This is a genomic window from Sphaerisporangium sp. NPDC088356 (genome assembly GCF_040685555.1).
Lineage (GTDB): Bacteria > Actinomycetota > Actinomycetes > Streptosporangiales > Streptosporangiaceae > Sphaerisporangium.
The window spans coordinates 92,847-109,495 of record NZ_JBFBIK010000002.1 but is presented as its reverse complement, the minus strand read 5'-3'; the positions used below and the strand labels follow the sequence as shown (position 1 = coordinate 109,495).

18 protein-coding genes are annotated in these 16,649 nt (G+C 71.1%); 13 read left to right on the top strand and 5 right to left on the bottom strand.

Going from position 1 to position 16,649, the window contains the following annotated elements; translation table 11 throughout:
• Positions 1–13: 13 nt before the first annotated feature.
• Positions 14–697, bottom strand: a complete 684-nt coding sequence (gene cofC, locus AB0O34_RS01700) for a 2-phospho-L-lactate guanylyltransferase (RefSeq protein ID WP_363911452.1) — start codon at positions 695–697, stop codon at positions 14–16.
• Between the two features lie 77 nt (positions 698–774).
• Here cofC and AB0O34_RS01695 point away from each other — a divergent pair, with 77 nt between their 5' ends.
• The 4 genes from AB0O34_RS01695 (at position 775) to AB0O34_RS01680 (ending at position 4,969) form a co-directional block, all read left to right on the top strand.
• Positions 775–1,494 carry a lysophospholipid acyltransferase family protein gene (locus AB0O34_RS01695; RefSeq protein ID WP_363911450.1) on the top strand — a complete coding sequence of 240 codons (720 nt, stop codon included), beginning with the start codon at positions 775–777 and terminating at the stop codon, positions 1,492–1,494.
• A 61-nt stretch (positions 1,495–1,555) separates the two neighbouring features.
• A complete protein-coding gene (locus AB0O34_RS01690; protein WP_363911448.1) occupies positions 1,556–2,563 on the top strand; it encodes an NAD(P)H-dependent glycerol-3-phosphate dehydrogenase in 1,008 nt (335 codons plus the stop codon).
• Positions 2,564–2,577: 14 nt separating this feature from the next.
• Entirely contained in the window at positions 2,578–3,813 is a 1,236-nt protein-coding gene (locus AB0O34_RS01685) for an aminotransferase class I/II-fold pyridoxal phosphate-dependent enzyme (protein WP_363911591.1), read from the top strand.
• 40 nt (positions 3,814–3,853) lie between these two features.
• Positions 3,854–4,969: a D-alanine--D-alanine ligase family protein gene (locus tag AB0O34_RS01680; RefSeq protein WP_363911446.1), complete on the top strand. Its 1,116-nt coding sequence runs from the start codon at positions 3,854–3,856 to the stop codon at positions 4,967–4,969.
• Between the two features lie 32 nt (positions 4,970–5,001).
• Here the strand turns inward: AB0O34_RS01680 and AB0O34_RS01675 are convergent, their stop codons facing one another.
• The gene (locus tag AB0O34_RS01675; protein ID WP_363911444.1) at positions 5,002–5,430 is read right to left on the bottom strand and encodes a DUF3515 family protein; all 429 of its coding nucleotides are present in this window, start codon (positions 5,428–5,430) and stop codon (positions 5,002–5,004) included.
• Positions 5,431–5,456: 26 nt separating this feature from the next.
• Positions 5,457–5,690 (bottom strand): Lrp/AsnC ligand binding domain-containing protein, encoded by a 234-nt coding sequence (locus tag AB0O34_RS01670; protein WP_358555230.1) that lies wholly within the window; start codon positions 5,688–5,690, stop codon positions 5,457–5,459.
• 69 nt (positions 5,691–5,759) lie between these two features.
• Between AB0O34_RS01670 and AB0O34_RS01665 the strand changes: the two genes are divergently transcribed.
• The 3 genes from AB0O34_RS01665 (at position 5,760) to thiD (ending at position 9,159) form a co-directional block, all read left to right on the top strand.
• Entirely contained in the window at positions 5,760–6,728 is a 969-nt protein-coding gene (locus AB0O34_RS01665) for a thiamine-phosphate kinase (protein ID WP_363911442.1), read from the top strand.
• Positions 6,729–6,803: 75 nt separating this feature from the next.
• Positions 6,804–8,324 (top strand): hypothetical protein, encoded by a 1,521-nt coding sequence (locus AB0O34_RS01660; protein WP_363911440.1) that lies wholly within the window; start codon positions 6,804–6,806, stop codon positions 8,322–8,324.
• A 49-nt stretch (positions 8,325–8,373) separates the two neighbouring features.
• Positions 8,374–9,159, top strand: a complete 786-nt coding sequence (thiD, locus tag AB0O34_RS01655; RefSeq protein WP_363911438.1) for a bifunctional hydroxymethylpyrimidine kinase/phosphomethylpyrimidine kinase — start codon at positions 8,374–8,376, stop codon at positions 9,157–9,159.
• A 33-nt stretch (positions 9,160–9,192) separates the two neighbouring features.
• Here thiD and AB0O34_RS01650 read toward each other — a convergent pair whose 3' ends face one another.
• Both AB0O34_RS01650 and rpmB read right to left on the bottom strand, forming a co-directional pair.
• Positions 9,193–9,813, bottom strand: coding sequence for a hypothetical protein (locus tag AB0O34_RS01650; RefSeq protein WP_363911436.1), 621 nt, complete (start codon positions 9,811–9,813; stop codon positions 9,193–9,195).
• A 186-nt stretch (positions 9,814–9,999) separates the two neighbouring features.
• Positions 10,000–10,185 (bottom strand): 50S ribosomal protein L28, encoded by a 186-nt coding sequence (gene rpmB / locus AB0O34_RS01645; protein WP_262848146.1) that lies wholly within the window; start codon positions 10,183–10,185, stop codon positions 10,000–10,002.
• A gap of 240 nt (positions 10,186–10,425) precedes the next feature.
• On the opposite strand from rpmB, the gene AB0O34_RS01640 reads away from it, so the two are divergent.
• From AB0O34_RS01640 to rpmF, 6 genes are all read left to right on the top strand, one after another.
• Entirely contained in the window at positions 10,426–12,033 is a 1,608-nt protein-coding gene (locus tag AB0O34_RS01640; RefSeq protein ID WP_363911434.1) for a DAK2 domain-containing protein, read from the top strand.
• Between the two features lie 78 nt (positions 12,034–12,111).
• Positions 12,112–14,295 (top strand): ATP-dependent DNA helicase RecG, encoded by a 2,184-nt coding sequence (gene recG, locus AB0O34_RS01635; RefSeq protein ID WP_363911432.1) that lies wholly within the window; start codon positions 12,112–12,114, stop codon positions 14,293–14,295.
• A gap of 303 nt (positions 14,296–14,598) precedes the next feature.
• Entirely contained in the window at positions 14,599–15,180 is a 582-nt protein-coding gene (gene rsmD, locus AB0O34_RS01630) for a 16S rRNA (guanine(966)-N(2))-methyltransferase RsmD (RefSeq protein WP_363911430.1), read from the top strand.
• A gap of 3 nt (positions 15,181–15,183) precedes the next feature.
• Positions 15,184–15,660 carry a pantetheine-phosphate adenylyltransferase gene (coaD, locus tag AB0O34_RS01625; protein WP_358555254.1) on the top strand — a complete coding sequence of 159 codons (477 nt, stop codon included), beginning with the start codon at positions 15,184–15,186 and terminating at the stop codon, positions 15,658–15,660.
• A gap of 48 nt (positions 15,661–15,708) precedes the next feature.
• Positions 15,709–16,281, top strand: coding sequence for a YceD family protein (locus AB0O34_RS01620; protein WP_363911427.1), 573 nt, complete (start codon positions 15,709–15,711; stop codon positions 16,279–16,281).
• A 1-nt stretch (position 16,282) separates the two neighbouring features.
• A complete protein-coding gene (rpmF, locus tag AB0O34_RS01615) occupies positions 16,283–16,462 on the top strand; it encodes a 50S ribosomal protein L32 (RefSeq protein WP_363911425.1) in 180 nt (59 codons plus the stop codon).
• Positions 16,463–16,649: the final 187 nt, after the last annotated feature.

The following is a 16,649-nucleotide window of genomic DNA, read 5'->3' as shown; positions in this document are numbered from 1 at the left end:
CCCTACGAACGGATCATGAAGGAGTCCTCCGCGCGGAGGACTCCTTCAGTGTCTTCACCACGGCCGCGGTGTGCGGGCCGACGCCGAGGGTCAGCGCCTCTTCGAGGTCCGAGGGCGTGTCGACGTCACGGCGCACCGAGGGGATGCCGTCCGGCGTCAGCTCCTTCGCGCCGCCGCCGAGATGCCTGGCCCGGGACTCGCCCCCGAACCTCGGGGTGAACGCCACGCCGGGCCGTACCCCGTAGAACGTCGTCCCGATCTCGGCCGCGTCGGGGACGAAGGACTGATCGAAGTCGCCGGCCGAGGCGAGCGCGACGCCCAGCTCATCCGGCCGCAGGGCCGGCAGGTCCGCCTGGAGCGCGCCGATCGGGCTTCCCGGCGCCAGCCGTACCGCCTCGGCGCCGCCGAACCGGAGCGCGGCGTTGAGCCCGGCGTTCGGATCGGGCACGACGTGCGCGCCCAGCGCGGACAGGGCCTCGGCGGGCACGGGATCACCCGTCACCACGATCACCCGGGCGACGTCCGGGCAGGCCAGCGCCGCCGAGACCGTGTCACACGCGATCGCCACGGCGAGCGCGGCGCGGTAGGGCCCGGCCGCAGCGGCCAGGCGGGTCTTTGCGGCGAGCAGGGTCTTCACCGGCACCACAATGGTCCAGCCGGAGTGCCGGCCGAGATCGCTACGTTCCGTACCACGCATAGCCTTAGCATCCCGCCTCGACATCTCATGGAGCCAACCGGGAGACTGATGGCGCACAGGCATGACTGGAGGAGTCAATGAGCCGCCCCGGACGTCCGCCCATCCCCTGGGAAGCCCTAGTCGTGGCGATCGTCAAGCCGCTGCTGTATCTCTTCACCAAGCGCGACTGGCGGGGCCGCGCCCACGTGCCGCGCACCGGTGGCGTGATCATCGCGGCGAACCACCTGTCGTGGAGCGATCCGCTGCTGTTCGCCCACTACGCGTACGACAACGGCCGCTGGCCCGTCTACCTGGCCAAGTCCGGGGTGTTCGACATCCCGGTGATCGGCACGATCGTCAGGAAGTGCAGGCAGATCCCGGTGCTTCGCGGAAGCACCGATGCCGCGCGCTCCCTGAAGGATGCCGAGCAGGCCTTGCGTGACGGCTGCTGCGTGATCTTCTACCCCGAGGGCACGATCACCCGTGACCCGGAGTTCTGGCCCATGGCCGCCAAGACGGGCGTGGCCCGGCTGGCGCTGGCCACCGGCGTCCCGGTGATCCCCGTAGCCCACTGGGGCGCGCAGGAGATCCTCCCGTACGGCCAGAAGAAGCCCAGGCTGTTCCCCCGCAAGACCTTCCGCGTGCTCGCCGGGCCGCCCGTCGACCTGTCGAAGTACGAGGGCCTTCCCATGCGCGGCAAGGTGCTGAAGGAGGCGACCGCCGACATCATGGCCGCCGTCACCGCCCAGCTTTCCGAGCTTCGCGGGGAGAAGGCGCCAGGTGCCCCCTTCGGCGAGGCCGAGAGCCGCGCAGGGTGACCGCGGGCCGTCCGGTGATGAGCGCCGACCCGGCGCGGTGGAGTGAGCGTACGGTGAGCACATGACCAAGGCCGTCGTTTTCGGGACCGGCTCGTGGGGTACCACCTTCGCGATGATCTTGGCGGAGGCGGGCACCTCGACGACGCTGTGGGGGCGGCGCGCCGAGGTGGTGGAGGCCGTCGACCAGAGGCACGAGAACCCCGAGTACCTGCCGGGGGTGCGGCTTCCCCCGTCGCTGCGGGCCACCACCGACCCGGCCGAGGCGATGGAGGGCGCCGACTTCGTCGTCCTGGCCGTCCCCTCCCAGACCCTGCGCGGCAACCTGGCCGCCTGGGCCCCGCACATCCCCGGCCACGCCGTGCTCGTCAGCCTGATGAAGGGCATCGAGCTGCGCACCTCCAAGCGCATGAGCGAGGTCATCTGCGACGTCGCCGGCGTCCCCGCCGAGCGGGTCGCCGTCGTGTCCGGCCCGAACCTCGTCGGGGAGCTGATCCGGCGCGAGCCGGCCGCGACCGTCGTCGCCAGCGTGGACGACAAGGTCACCGGCCGGTTGCAGGAGGCCTGCCACCTGCCGTGGTTCCGCGCCTACACCAACGAGGACGTGGTGGGGGTCGAGCTCGGCGGCGCCGTGAAGAACGTCATCGCCCTCGCCGTGGGGGTGGCGGCGGGCATGGGGCTCGGCGACAACGTCAGGGCGACGCTCATGACGCGCGGCCTGGCCGAGATCTCGCGGCTGGGCGCGGCGCTCGGGGCCGACCCCCACACCTTCGCCGGCCTCGCGGGCATGGGCGATCTCGTGGCGACCTGCACGTCCCCATTGTCGAGGAACCGCACTTTCGGTGAGAATCTCGGCCGGGGCATGACCCTGGAGGAGACCATCGCCGCCACCAGGCAGACCGCCGAGGGGGTCAAGTCCTGCGAGTCGGTCCTCGACCTGGCGAGGAAGCACGACGTGGAGATGCCGATCACCGAGGTGGTGGTGGGCGTCGTCCATGACGGAATGACCCCCCGTGAGGCCGCGATGCTGCTCATGTCGCGTACTCCCAAGCCCGAACGGTACGGCGTGTGACACTCTCTCGACGTATGCGCAGGAGACTCGGCGAGAACTCCCGGGCGGTCCATCTGCCGCCCGCTACCGTCCCCCGCCAGCTTCCGATCGGGCTGCCCGTGTGGCGGAGCGCGGCCTGGAGCTTCGACAGCTCGGCCGAGTACGCCGACGTGCTCGGCGACCGCGTCCCGGGCTTCGCGTACAGCCGCATCGACAACCCCACCGTGGCGGCGTTCGCCTCCGGCATCGCCTCGCTGGAGGGCGCCGCCGCCCCCGAGGACGTCGCGGGCCAGGCGTTCTCGTCGGGCATGGCGGCCGTGAGCGCGGTGCTCATGACCTTCCTGCGCGCCGGTTCCCACGTCGTCGCGCCCGCTCCCGTGTACGGCGGCACGTACTCCCTGCTGTCGAACGTGCTGTCGCGCTTCGGGGTGTCGGTCGACTTCGTCGACTACTCCGACCTGCGCCGCGTCCACGCCACCGTGCGCTCCTCGACCAAGATCGTCTATGCCGAGACGCTGAGCAACCCGACGATGACGGTCGCCGACATCCGCGGGCTCTACCGCATCGCGCGCGACGCGGGCGCCCTGTTGGTGGTCGACTCGACCTTCGCCACCCCCGTGGTGTGCCGTCCCCTGGAGCACGGCGCCGACCTGGTCATCCACTCCGCCACCAAGTACATCGGCGGGCACGACGACTGCACCGGCGGGGCCGTGGTCGGCCGTCCCGACCTGATCTCCCAGATCCGCGAGGTCCGCATCGACACCGGGGGCACCCTCTCGCCCGACGAGGCCTTCCTGCTGCGCCGGGGCCTTGAGACGCTCCCGCTGCGGGTGCGCCGCATGTGCGCGACCGCGATGGTCTTCGCCGCCGCCGTGGCCAAGCATCCGGCCGTACGCCGCGTCGACTACCCCGGCCTGGCCGACCACCCGGGCCATCAGCTCGCCCGCCAGCTGTTCGACTCCGGCCCCGAGGGCACCAGGTACGGCGCCTGCGTCACCGTCACCCCGCACGGCGGCTACGAGGCGGGGGTCATGCTGGCGGACGCCGTACGGCTCGCGCGCATCGCCACCTCGGTCGGCGGCACGCACACCAAGGTGGCCCACGTGGCCTCCACGACCCACCGCCAGCTCGACGAGGCGGCCCTGACGGCCTCCGGCATCGACGCGGGCGCCGTGCGCTTCTCCATCGGCCTGGAGGACTCCGAGGACCTCATCGCCGACGTCACCGAGGCACTCGACGCGCTCCGTTCGAACACCGCGACCCGCACCTGACAAGCAGGGACGACAGGGGCGCAAGGTAGATTCGGGCATCATGAACCATCAGCATGAATCCCGGCCTCGCGTACGGGTGGCGGTCGTCTTCGGCGGGCGCAACTCCGAGCACGCGGTGTCCCTGATGGGCGCCGGCAGCGTCCTCTCGGCCATCGACCGGTCCAAATACGACGTCGTCCCGATCGGCATCGCGCCTGACGGGCGCTGGGTGCTGGCCTCGGACGACCAGAGGTTCGAGATCGAGGGCGGCGAGCTTCCCGCCGTCGACGCGAGCGGCACCTCGCTCGCGCTGCCCTCCGGCAACGGGTCTCTCGTGGCGCTCGACGCCGGGCAGATCCCCGGCTCGCTCGGCCAGGTGGACGTCGTGTTCCCCATGCTGCACGGCCCCTACGGCGAGGACGGCACCATCCAGGGCCTTCTGGAGATGGCCGGGGTGCGCTACGTCGGCTCGGGAGTGCTGGCCAGCGCGGTCGGCATGGACAAGGCGTACATGAAGGCGCTGCTGTCCGCCGCGGGGCTCCCCGTCGGCCCGTACGTCGTGGTGCGCGACCGTGACTGGCGCCTCGACCGCGAGCGCGTCCTGAAGGACGTCGAGGTGCTCGGCTGGCCCGTCTTCGTCAAGCCCTCGCGCGCGGGCTCCAGCCAGGGCATCTCCAGGGCGGAGGACTTCGAGGAGCTGGAGCGCGCGATCGAGCACGCCCGCGAGCACGACCCGAAGGTCCTCGTCGAGGCCGCCATCGAGGGACGCGAGATCGAGTGCGCGGTGCTGGAGTCGCCCGGGGACGAGCCGGCCGCCGCCAGCCTGCCAGGAGAGGTGCTGGTCAGCGAGAACCACGAGTTCTTCGACTTCTCGGCCAAGTACATCGGCTCCGACATGTCGCTCGCCGTGCCCGCCGACCTCCCCGAGGCGGTGAGCGAGGAGCTGCGGCAGATGGCCGTACGGGCGTTCGAGGCCCTCGGATGCGAGGGGCTGTCCCGCGTCGACTTCTTCTACACCCCGGCGGGCGGCCTGATCCTCAACGAGATCAACACGATGCCCGGCTTCACGGCCATGTCCGTGGCCCCGCAGCTGTGGGCCGCCTCCGGCGTGTCGTACGCCGAGCTGGTCGACCGCCTGATCCAGCTCGCGCTGAACCGTCCCGTGGGGCTGCGATGATCAGCTCCGCCTGAGCGGGCGGCTTCCGCGGCTCAGCCGGGGAAGGCCGCCTTGATCGGGGCGGCGAGGTCGACGAGCACCCCGGCGGTCTGGTGCTTGCGGGAGATCGTCACCTCTACGTAGCCGTCGTTGGTGATCGCCGTGAACAGGGCGGGCCTCACCGGGTCGGCGAACCACGCGACGCCGTTGATCTCGGGCACCTGCTGCATGGGGTCCATGGCGGCGGGACGTGGCACGCCGCAGCGGAGCGCGATCTCCGCCCCGCCCCACACCGCGACGTACGGCGAGCGGGGTTCTGATGGGACGCGCTCCGCGCCGTCGAGAGTGTGGGGCAGCCGGTCGTTCAGCGTTCCGCAGGCCCTCGCCGTGGTGCCCTGCGGGATGGGGGGATCGACCCTTACGGCTCCGCCGCAGCCGGCCAGCAGTACCAAGGCCGCCGCGGCCAAGACGACCCGGACCACGGCTCCCCCCCGAAAGATGTCGACGCTCAGATGTGGACTATCGGACAGGTAAGGGTACGCGTGATTCCCTCAACGGCCTGAATCTGCGCGACGACGAGCTTGCCGAGATCGTCCACGTTGCTGGCCTCCGCACGAACGATCACGTCGTACGGGCCGGTGACGTCCTCCGCCTGGGTTACACCCGAGATGACCGCGATCGCGCCTGCGACCTCGGCGGCCTTGCCAACTTCTGTCTGGATAAGGATGTAGGCCTGCACCATCACGTCCTCCCGCGGGGGCGAAGCTGTGTATCAGTCCGTAACTAGATCAGTGCCGAATCGCCACCGTACATGCAACACACCTGGAGGTGTGCTATCAGAGTCGCAGATCTTGGTGAATTCGGGATCATTGCCCGTATTGTCGGACGCTTGCCACAATTTCCGGCGGTATTGCTCGGCCCCGGCGACGACGCCGCGGTCCTTCGCGCTCCTGATGGACGAGTTGTCGTGACGACGGATCTCTTACTTGAGGGTAGACACTTCCGTCGCGATTGGTCCAGTCCGTACGATATCGGGCGAAAAGCGGCGGCGCAGAACCTCGCCGACGTGGTGGCGATGGGTGCCGATCCTACGGCCATTTTCGTCGGCCTCGGGCTTCCCGAGGACCTTCCGACGGCGTGGCTCGACGGCCTCACCGACGGCTTCGGGGACGAATGCGCGCTGGTCGGTGCGAGCGTCGCGGGGGGCGACATCGCCAGGTCCGAGCAGGTCGTGCTGGGGGTGACGGCACTGGGCGACCTTGGCGGGCGCGCCCCGGTCACCCGGTCGGGAGCCCGGCCGGGCCAGGTCGTCGCCGTGGCGGGCCGGCTCGGACACGCGGCGGCGGGGCTGGCGCTGCTCCTCGCGGGCCGTGATGACCTTCCCTACCCCGAACTGGTGGACGCCCACCGGCGCCCCCAGCCGCCGTACGGCTGCGGGCCCGGGGCGGCGACCCTCGGGGCCACGGCCATGGTCGACGTCAGCGACGGGCTCCTCCAGGACGCCGGGCACATCGCCAAGGCGAGCGGCGTGCGCGTCGAGCTGGAGCCCCAGGATTTGCCGGTGCCCGAATCGCTGACCGCCGCGGCGGGTGAGCTGGGGGAGGACCCGCTGCGGTGGGTGCTGACGGGCGGCGACGATCACGCGCTCGTGGCGGTCTTCCCTGCGGAGGTACGGCTGCCGGCCGAGTGGCGGATCATCGGCAGGGTTGTCGAAGGGGAAGGTGTGCAGGTCAGGGGGCATGCTGAGCCTCAGGGTGGCTGGGATCACTTCCGTGAATAAGGTGAAAATTGTGACAAAGAAGTATTGAAGGTGTTATGAAGTGTGGCGCCGTGGTTTCTACTAGGAAGGCGCTTCATGGGACGGGGACGCCACAAGTCATCCCGAGGCCGGGAGTCCGACTCTGAGTGGTCGGGCGAGCACGGGGGTTCGGGCTGGCACGACGACGAGCGTGGCACCCAGGAGTGGCTGGGCGATGCGAGCGGTCCAGGCTGGCTCGACGAGCCCGGCCCTCCCCACGAGCCCACCCCTCCAGACCCACCCCAGCCCGCCACCTGGAACGCCGGTTCGCCGGAGCTTGTACGCCCCGCCGACGCCTGGAACGCCGGTTCGCCGGAGGTGGGACCCGACGTCCTGGACACCGGTTCCTCCGGCGCACAGCGGCCCTCCTGGCCGAACGCCTGGGACGACCCCACCCCTGCCACCGACCGGCCAGCAGGCGCGGCGGCGGGTCTCCAGGATCCGAACGGCTGGAGCGCCGGCCCCGTTCCCACCGAGCAGCTCGCAGGCTGGGACACCGGCTGGAACACCGGCCCCTCCCGCGCCGAGCAATCCGCGGCATGGGAAACAGGCCCCCTGAGCGCCGAGCAGCCCGCAACCCAGCACCCACAAGCCGATCAATCCACCGGCTGGGACCCGGAATCCACGGGAGCCGGGCAGTCCGCGGGCACCTTGGGGGAACAGGCCGCGTTCCTCGATGCCGGGCCACCGCGAAAGGGGCCCGACCGCGAGGCCACCTTGCTCACCGAGGACCCGGAGAAGCGGGGGAGAAGGGCACGGGCGAACCGGACGCGATCGTCGCGGGGACGCCGCGTCATGGTGCTGTCGGCGGTGGCGGCGGTGGCCGCGATCGGCACCGCCGTCATCGGCGTCAAGCTCTCCTCGTCGCAGCTCGAACTCCGGCGTGCCCCGGACTGCCCGGCGGGCCAGGCATGTGCCGCCATCGCCCCGGGCAGGCCCCCGGCGAGCGCGTTGCCCGCGCCTACGGACTCCGAAGCCCTCACCTCGCCCGACCCGTCCGACGCCGGGGCGGAGTCCCCCCGCACATCCAAGTCGGCCAGGCCGTCTTCGAGCGTCGGTCCCACCTTGAACCGGCGGTCACCGGTCGCCTCCGCCCGCCCCACGCCGGACCGTACGCGCACCCCGACCCCGAGGCCGAGCCGGACGGTTCAGGACACACCGGAGCCCGTCCCGTCGATCGAGGAGACCGACACGGCCTCCCCTGACGCGACGCCGCCGGCCGGCGAGGGCGACCCATTGGTGTCGCCGGGCAGGGTGGCCGTCGACTTCGGCGTGTCAGGGTTGACCGACACGGGCTACAGCGGCCGGCTCACGGTGACCAACACAGGACCCACACTGGCCAGGTGGAGCGTCCGGGTGCCGGTCGGTGGCGCCGTCACCGGAGCCGACGGCGCGGAGTGGACCCAGGAGGGCGACATCCTGGTCGTGAGCTCCACGGACGCGCTCGCCAGGGACGAGGAGGTCGTGATCTCCTTCGTCGCGGAGGGCGACTCCACGCCTCCTGACGGCTGCGAGCTGACCGGCGGCACCTGCCGGCTCCAGGTAACCGACTCCCCGCAGGTGGAACCCCGGCAGTGACCGTCGACCGGTTGCCAGGGCGGGAGGTCTGCCCTGGTTTGATGGGTGGGTGACTCCTCCCCGTGTGCTGACGATCGCAGGCTCCGACTCCGGTGGAGGCGCGGGCATCCAGGCCGATCTGAAGACCATGCTCGCGCTCGGCGTCCACGGCATGAGCGTGATCGCGGCCGTCACCGCGCAGAACTCCCTCGGCGTTCAGGGCTACTGGGAGCTCCCGGCGGAGGCGGTGCGCGCCCAGCTCGACTCGGTGCTCGGCGACATCGGCGCCCAGGCGATCAAGACCGGCATGCTGGCGTCCCCGGAGCTGGTCGAGGTGGTCGCCGAGGTGCTGGCCGGTGTGGACGTGCCGGTGGTGGTCGACCCGGTCGGGGTCTCCAAGCACGGCGACTCGCTGCTGGCCCCCGAGGCCGTGCACACGCTCGCGTCGCGCCTGCTGCCCGTGGCGACCGTGGTGACCCCCAACCTCTGGGAGGTCGAGCAGCTCACCTCGGTGAAGGTCGAGGACGAGGACGGCCTGCGCCCGGCGGCCGAGGCGATGCTGGAGCTCGGCTCCGAGTGGGTGCTGGTCAAGGGAGGCCATCTACCGGGACCGCCGGTCGACCTCCTCACCGACGGCGTCAGCGAGTACCGCTTCTCCGCCGAGCGGCACGACAACCGGCACACCCACGGCACGGGGTGCACGCTGGCCTCGGCCATCGCGTCGTACCTCGCGCTCGGCGAGGACGTCCCGGGCGCCGTGGAGAGGGCCAAGGAGTACGTCACGGGCGCGATCGCCCACGGATTCCCCCTCGGCGCCGGCATCGGCCCGGTGGACCACGCCTGGCGCCGGCGCTGAGCAGTACGTCCTCACCGGCCACCCGGCGTGGGGTCAGAGCAGGCGGGCTACGGGGTCGTCGGCGAGGCGGCGGAGCAGGGTCGCGGTGTTGGCGGCCTGGGAGGCGTCCACGTCCGACCCGGGACGGGCGCCCGACTCGACGGCGTTGGCCAGGGCGTTCAGCTCGTGGGGAGGCAGCAGGGTGCGGGCCATGCTGTGCAGGCGGAGCCGGATCTTGCGTCCGTTCCCCGGGTCCTCGGCCACCAGGTGGGGCACGCGACGCCCCGTGGGGATCGTGCCCTCGCCGTGCGGGTTCCTGACGTACTCCGGCTCTGAGTCGATCCAGACGCGCGCCGTGGCCAGATCGGCCTGCCGGGTACCGAGCAGGCCGCGGACCTCCAGCACGGTGCCGCTGAGGACCGCCCGACGCCTGTACGTGCCGAGCACCATCGTGGCGACGAACCCCACCATCAGCACGGCGATCAACGCGAAGAGCACCTTGACCCCGGTGCCGGGGAACCCGTCGAACGGCGAATCCGCCAACCCGCCGGACGGGGAGGTGGTCGTGGGGCGCCCGAGGACGACGGTGGCGACACCGGCGATGCCACCGAGCACGGCCAGGAAGAGAAGCGCGATGACCGAGACCGTGACCTTCTGGCCGGTGGAAGCGTTCACGGAGAGTTGTACGGGCGGATTCAGCACGAGAACAAGCTACCCAGCAAGCCCCACGCCACGCCCGCCTCCGGACCACACCCGCAACGCCGAAGCCGCCTACCCCCGCGGGCCGCGTTCTCTGATCACGGGTGACAACGCAGAAAGCCCGTCGCCCTCGATGGGCGACGGGCTTTCTGGAAGCTCAGGTCAGCGGGTGACCTTACCCGCCTTGATGCAGGAGGTGCACACGTTCAGCCGCTTCGGCGTGCTGCCCACCATGGCGCGCACACGCTGGATGTTCGGGTTCCAGCGGCGGCGGGTGCGGCGGTGCGAGTGCGAGATGTTGTTGCCGAAAGTCGGCCCCTTGCCGCAAACGTCGCAGACGGAAGCCACGGTCATCGCTCCTTAGATCAGTCAATAAGCCCGAAACCGAGGTAGAAGCGGTGGTCGGGCATGCCGGGACAACCGGCTGGCCACACGAGGGTATCCGATGTTGCCCGGTGCACGCCAAATGGGGGAACCGGCGAACGGAGATAATCTCGTAACACCAACCGTAGCGCATCCCGGAGACCCCGTGTTCGCGCGCCGGGAAGCGAGGGTGTCCTCGCGCCCGCGAACCGAGGAAGGAGCCGCATGCCGTCGGATCCCGCCGATGCCGGTGAGCGCGTCCACGAGGCGCTCCAGATCCTCGATCCCCAGGCCGTGCGCCGCTGGTCCCGGCTGTGCGCCGACGTCCTCGGCCGCGCCCGCGCGGAGATCGACGCGCTCAACGTCTTCCCGGTCCCCGACGGAGACACCGGGACGAACCTCCACCTGACCATGCTGTCGGCCGCCGAGGCGCTCGACGGGCTGCCGGAGGACGCCGACGCCGAGAGCACCTGGCGCACGCTCGCCCAGGGGGCCCTGCTCGGCGCCCGGGGCAACTCCGGGGTCATCGTCAGCCAGGCGCTGCGAGGCATGGCCGAGGTGCTCAAGCACGCCAAGGGCGGTGGCCGTGACCTCCGAGAAGGGCTCACCAGAGCGGCCGAGATGGCACGCGAGGCCGTGGCGAGGCCGGTCGAGGGCACCGTCCTCACCGTGCTCAGCGCGGTGGCCGGAGCGGTGGAGGACGCCTCCGACGAGCTGGCCGAGGTCGCCAGGAAGGCGGCGGTGGCCGCCCGAGCAGCGCTCGGCCGCACCACGGGCCAGCTGGACGTGCTCGCGCGCAACGGCGTCGTGGACGCGGGCGCCGCGGGGCTCACGGTCATCGTCGAGAGCCTGGCGGCCGTGATCACCGACTCCTACGCCGACCGGTACGACGTGCCCGCGCCGACCGCGCGATTCGAGCCGGAAGCGGCGCGGGGCCCCGGCTACGAGGTGATGTACCTCCTGGAGGCCGGCGAGGAGGCCGTGGCGGGGTTGCGCGGCGAGCTCGACGGCCTCGGCGACTCGCTGGTGGTGGTCGGGGGAGACGGCCTGTGGAACGTCCATGTCCACGTGGACGACGCGGGGGCCGCGATCGAGGCCGGGATGCGGGCCGGACGGCCGTACCGGATCAAGGTCGTCTACCTGGAGGCGCCCGCCCGCACCCATCGTGCCGGCGACGGCAGGGGCGTGGTCGCCGTGGCGGCGGGTGACGGCATCGCGCGGCTGTTCGAGGAGGCCGGGGCCGTGGTGGTGCGCCGCCGGCCGGGGTCCAGCCCCTCGCTGGCGGCCGTGCTGACCGCGGTCAGGGAGGCCGGCACCGAGGTCGTGGTGCTGCCCAACGACACCGGCGTCAACGCGGTGGCGGTGGCCGCCGCCGAGATCGCCCGCGAGGAGGGCGTCGTCGTCAGCGTGCTGCCCACCAAGGCGACCGTGCAGGGCCTCGCCGCGCTCGCCGTGCACGATCCGCTGCGCCGTTTCGACGACGACGTGGTGGCGATGACCGACACCGCGGGCCACACCCGCCACGGCCACGTCTGGGTGGCCGACCGCGAGGCCATGACCAGCGCGGGCATGTGCCGCCCGGGTGACGTGCTGGGCGTCATCGACGGTGACGTGGCGCTGATCGGCACGGCGGTGGAGGACATCGCGGTGGAGATCACCTCCCGCATGCTCTCGGTCAGCAGCGAGCTCGTGACCCTGATCATGGGAGCCGGCGCCGGCGTACGGCTGGCGCCGGCCGTGCGGGACCATCTCGGCGCGGTACGCCCGGACATCGAGGTCGTCGCCTACGAAGGCGGGCAAGGCGGCTACCCCCTCCTGATCGGCGTCGAATGACCCAGGACCACCCCTGTCACCGCCGCCGTACCGCAGGATGAGTGTTCTTGTCGCCCGGGAGCGGTAGAACTTGGTGACGTGACGCGTTTCGACGAGCCGCTCACCAAGGCGCTTGACCCCAAGACGGCCAAGCCGCTCGAGAGCTCGCTCAACATCACCACGGTCGGCGAGCTGCTGCGCCACTACCCCCGGCGGTACGCCGAGCGGGGCGAGCTGACCGCGCTCGACGCCCTTGAGGTCGACGAGCACGTCACGGTGGTGGGCGAGGTCTCGCGCCTGATGCGCAGGCCCATGCGAAACCGCTCGGGCACGTGGCTCGAGGTCGAGGTCGTCGACGGCAAGCGCAACACGATCTACCTGTCGTTCTTCGGCAAGGTCTCCCACGTGATCGAGAGCCGCCTGAAGGCCGGCACGCGCGCGATGTTCTCCGGCAAGGTCGGGCGGTTCGGGCGCGGCGAGCGGGCCAAGTGGCAGCTCAACCATCCTGAGTTCGAGCTTTTCGAGGAGAGCGAGTCCTCGGCGGCCGAGTTCGCCGCCGCGCCGGTCCCCATCTACCCGGCCGCCAACGGCATCACCTCCTGGGTGATCCGCAGGGCGATCGGCATCGTGCTCGACACGCTGGGCCCGCTTCCCGACCCGCTCTCCGATGAGCTGCGGTCGCGCCACCGGCTGCCCGGCCTGGCCGACGCGCTGGAGGCCGTCCACCGGCCGCGTGACCAGGGTGACATCTCGCGGGCGCGCAGGCGGCTGAGGTTCGACGAGGCGTTCGTGCTCCAGGCCGTGCTGGCCCAGCGGCGCCAGGCCGCCGCCGCGTGGCCCGCGACGCCCCGCCCGCGCCGCGACGACGGGCTGCTCGCCGGCTTCGACGGCCGCCTCCCGTTCCAGCTCACCGAGGGCCAGGTCGAGGTGGGCGAGGAGGTCGCGGCCGAGCTGGCACGCGATCACCCCATGCACCGGCTGCTCCAGGGCGAGGTCGGGGCGGGCAAGACCGTGGTGGCGCTGCGCGCGATGCTCCAGGTCGTCGACGCGGGCGGCCAGGCGGCGTTGCTCGCCCCCACCGAGGTCCTGGCCCAGCAGCACCACAGGTCGATCACCCGCATGCTCGGCGACCTCGGCACGGGCGGCATGTTCGGCGGCACGGCGGTGACCCTGCTGACCGGCTCGATGGGGGCGGCGGGCCGGCGCGCGGCGCTGCTCGACGCCGCCTCCGGTGCGGCCGGCATCGTCGTGGGCACCCATGCCCTGCTCCAGGAGCACGTCCAGTTCGCCGACCTCGGGCTCGTCGTCGTCGACGAGCAGCACCGCTTCGGCGTGGAGCAGCGTGACGCGCTTCGTGAGAAGGCGGGCGGCGGCCGTCCCCACGTCCTGGTCATGACGGCCACCCCGATCCCGCGCACGGTCGCCATGACCGTCTTCGGCGACCTGGAGGTCTCCACGCTCACCCAGCTGCCCTCCGGCCGGGCCCCGATCACGACCCACGTGGTGCCCGCCTCCGACAAGCCCCACTTCCTGGAGCGCACCTGGGAGCGCGTCCGCGAGGAGGTCGGCCTCGGCCGCCAGACGTACATCGTCTGCCCTCGCATCGGCGACCTGGAGGGCGACGAGGGCGATCTGAGCGACGCGGCGCCGGAGGCGGAGGAGGAGCGGCGCCCGCCTCTCGCCGTGCTGGAGGTCGCCCCGATGCTCGCCGACGGGCCGCTGCACGGCCTTCGCGTCGAGGTGCTGCACGGGCGCCTTCCCCCCGACGAGAAGGACGGGGTGATGCGCGCCTTCACACGGGGCGAGATAGACGTGCTCGTCGCGACCACCGTGATCGAGGTCGGGGTGGACGTCCCCAACGCCTCGGTCATGGTGATCATGGACGCCGACCGGTTCGGCGTCTCCCAGCTCCACCAGCTTCGCGGGCGGGTCGGCCGTGGAGGGCTGCCCGGCCTGTGCCTGCTCGTCACCGACTTCCCTGCGGGCACTCCGGCACGCGACCGGCTCGACGCGGTGGCGGCCACCCTCGACGGCTTCGAGCTGTCCAGGGTCGACCTTGAGCAGCGGCGCGAGGGCGACGTGCTGGGCGCGGCGCAGTCCGGGCGCAGGTCCTCGCTCAAGATGCTGCGGCTGCTCCGCGACGAGGAGGTCATCAGCGCCGCGCGCGAGGAGGCCGCGAGCCTGCTGGCGGGTGATCCGGAGCTGAAGGAGCATCCGGCCCTCAAGGCCGAGATCGACAGGCTGCTCGGCGACGACCGCGCTGACTACCTGGGAAAGGCCTGATCAGGCCGGGAGTGGGGAGTGCCTGGGTCATGAGAATGACCCAGGGCCCAGCCTTGGGACGGCCTCCCCCCGAATGCCGTCCCCGGCTGGGCCCACCCTCGGGTCAGGTGCCGAGGGCACCGGCGCGCGGAAGGGCTCACGATCACGCCGGTCGGCCTTCCCCTGGGTCACCATGAAGGCCGCAGAACTCATCATGTGGGTTCGGGCGGCGGTGGGGAACGACCCTTGCGCATTCGTCGCCGACACTTGGCCACTCTTGACCTTGCGGCTTCGGAAGGCGCGTCGAGCGGCGAGAATGGGCGGGTGACCCGAGTCATCGCAGGAACCGTCGGCGGGCGGCGCATCGCCGTCCCGCCAGGGCGTGTCACGCGGCCGACGAGCGACCGCGCAAGGGAAGGCCTGTTCTCGTCCGTCGGCTCCCTCCTCGGACCGCTCGACGGCGCCAGGGTGCTCGATCTGTACGCCGGGTCGGGCGCCGTGGGCCTGGAGGCGCTGTCGCGGGGTGCCGCGCACGCGCTGCTGGTGGAGTCCGACGCGAAGGCCGCGCGCACGATCAAGGCGAACATCGCCGAGCTCGGGCTGCCGGGCGCCGTCGTCGTGGGCGACAAGGTCGAGCGGGTGGTCGCCGGCGAGTGCCCCGAGCCGTACGACTTCGTGTTCGCCGACCCCCCGTATGCCGTCAGGGACGAGGTGGTCCGCCAGGTGCTCGAAGGGCTGCGCGACAACGGCTGGCTCGCCGAGGACGCGTTGATCGCGGTGGAGCGCGAGTCACGGGGGAAGGACTTGGTCTGGCCCTCGGGATTCGAAGAGGAGAGGGTCCGTCGCTATGGCGAAGCGTCTGTTTGGTACGGTCGCGCCGCCGGGAACCAGTCGAACTGGGGGTAAGCCTTGCGTCGTGTCGTCTGCCCGGGGTCCTTCGACCCCGTCACCAACGGTCACCTCGACATCATCGGCCGGACGTCCCGCCTGTATGACGAGGTCGTCGTCGCCGTGCTGATCAACGTGGAGAAGAAGAGCCTGTTCACCGTCGACGAGCGCATCGCGACGCTCGAAGCGGTGACGCGGGAGTACGGCAACGTGCGCGTGGAGAAGTTCCACGGGCTGCTCGTCGACTTCTGCAAGCAGCAGGGCATCCCGACCATCGTCAAGGGCCTCCGCGCGGTCAGCGACTTCGACTACGAGCTGCAGATGGCCCAGCTCAACTACCGGATGTCGGGCGTGGAGACGCTGTTCATGTCGACCAACCCCGAGTACTCCTTCCTGTCGTCGAGCAGGCTGAAGGAGATAGCGAGGTACGGTGGGGACGTGTCCGGACTCGTGCCCGATCTCGTGCATCAGATGCTCGTCGAACGGCTGCGCGGCTAAGTCCTGGTATTCTTTCTCATCGGCCTTGTACGACGGCGGTGATTCGCCATGCCTCAAGAGAGCAGGAAGACGCTGCATAGCCTCGACCCCCGCGCCCCCTGGGTGATTTCTACCCATGATCTGGGGCGGCGACCGGGTTCTATGCGCGAGATCTCCCGCTCCCTGCCGGCTCCGGTGAATCTCTCCGTCGGCATGATCGGCGTTCCCAAGGACGCCGAAATCGAGCTGGACATGCGGCTCGAGGCAGTGATGGAAGGCGTGCTCGTCACGGGCACGGCGAAGGCTCCCCTCAGCGGGGAGTGCTCGCGTTGCCTGGATCCGTTGACCTCGGAGATCGAGGTCGGCTTCCAGGAGCTCTTCTTCTACTCGGCGGAAGACGCCGCCGAGGACGACTCACTCCTCGACGGTGAACTTCTCGATCTCGAGCCGACATTCCGCGACGCGGTGGTGCTAGCGCTGCCGTTGAGCCCGGTCTGCAGTGATGACTGCCCCGGGCTGTGCGTGGAGTGTGGGGCCAAGCTGGCGGAAGCCGGCCCGGACCACCGGCACGAGAAGATCGACGCCCGATGGGCGGCGTTGCAGGGCCTGAAATCCGATAACAACAAAGACCCGGAGGGTTGACGTGGCCGTCCCCAAGCGGAAGATGTCGCGGAGCAACACCCGCTCCCGCCGCGCGCAGTGGAAGACCGCCGCGCCCGCGCTCGTGAGCTGCAGCCAGTGCCGGTCGCCGAAGCTGCCGCACGTGGCATGCCCGACCTGCGGCACCTACAACCGCCGACAGGTCATCGAGCCGTCGGCCTGATCACGCCTGCGGTGGCCGGTGAGCCGGCCGGATGCCTCGCATCCGGCCGGGATGACCGTCCACCGTCAAAGGCGTGCGGTGGCGGTTCGCCCGCGACCGTGGTGGGCGCCGGGGTTGCCGCAATCTCCCGGCGTCCACCACGTTTTCGGGCACTTCCCGCGTTCCATCCGCCATCGCGACCATGGTC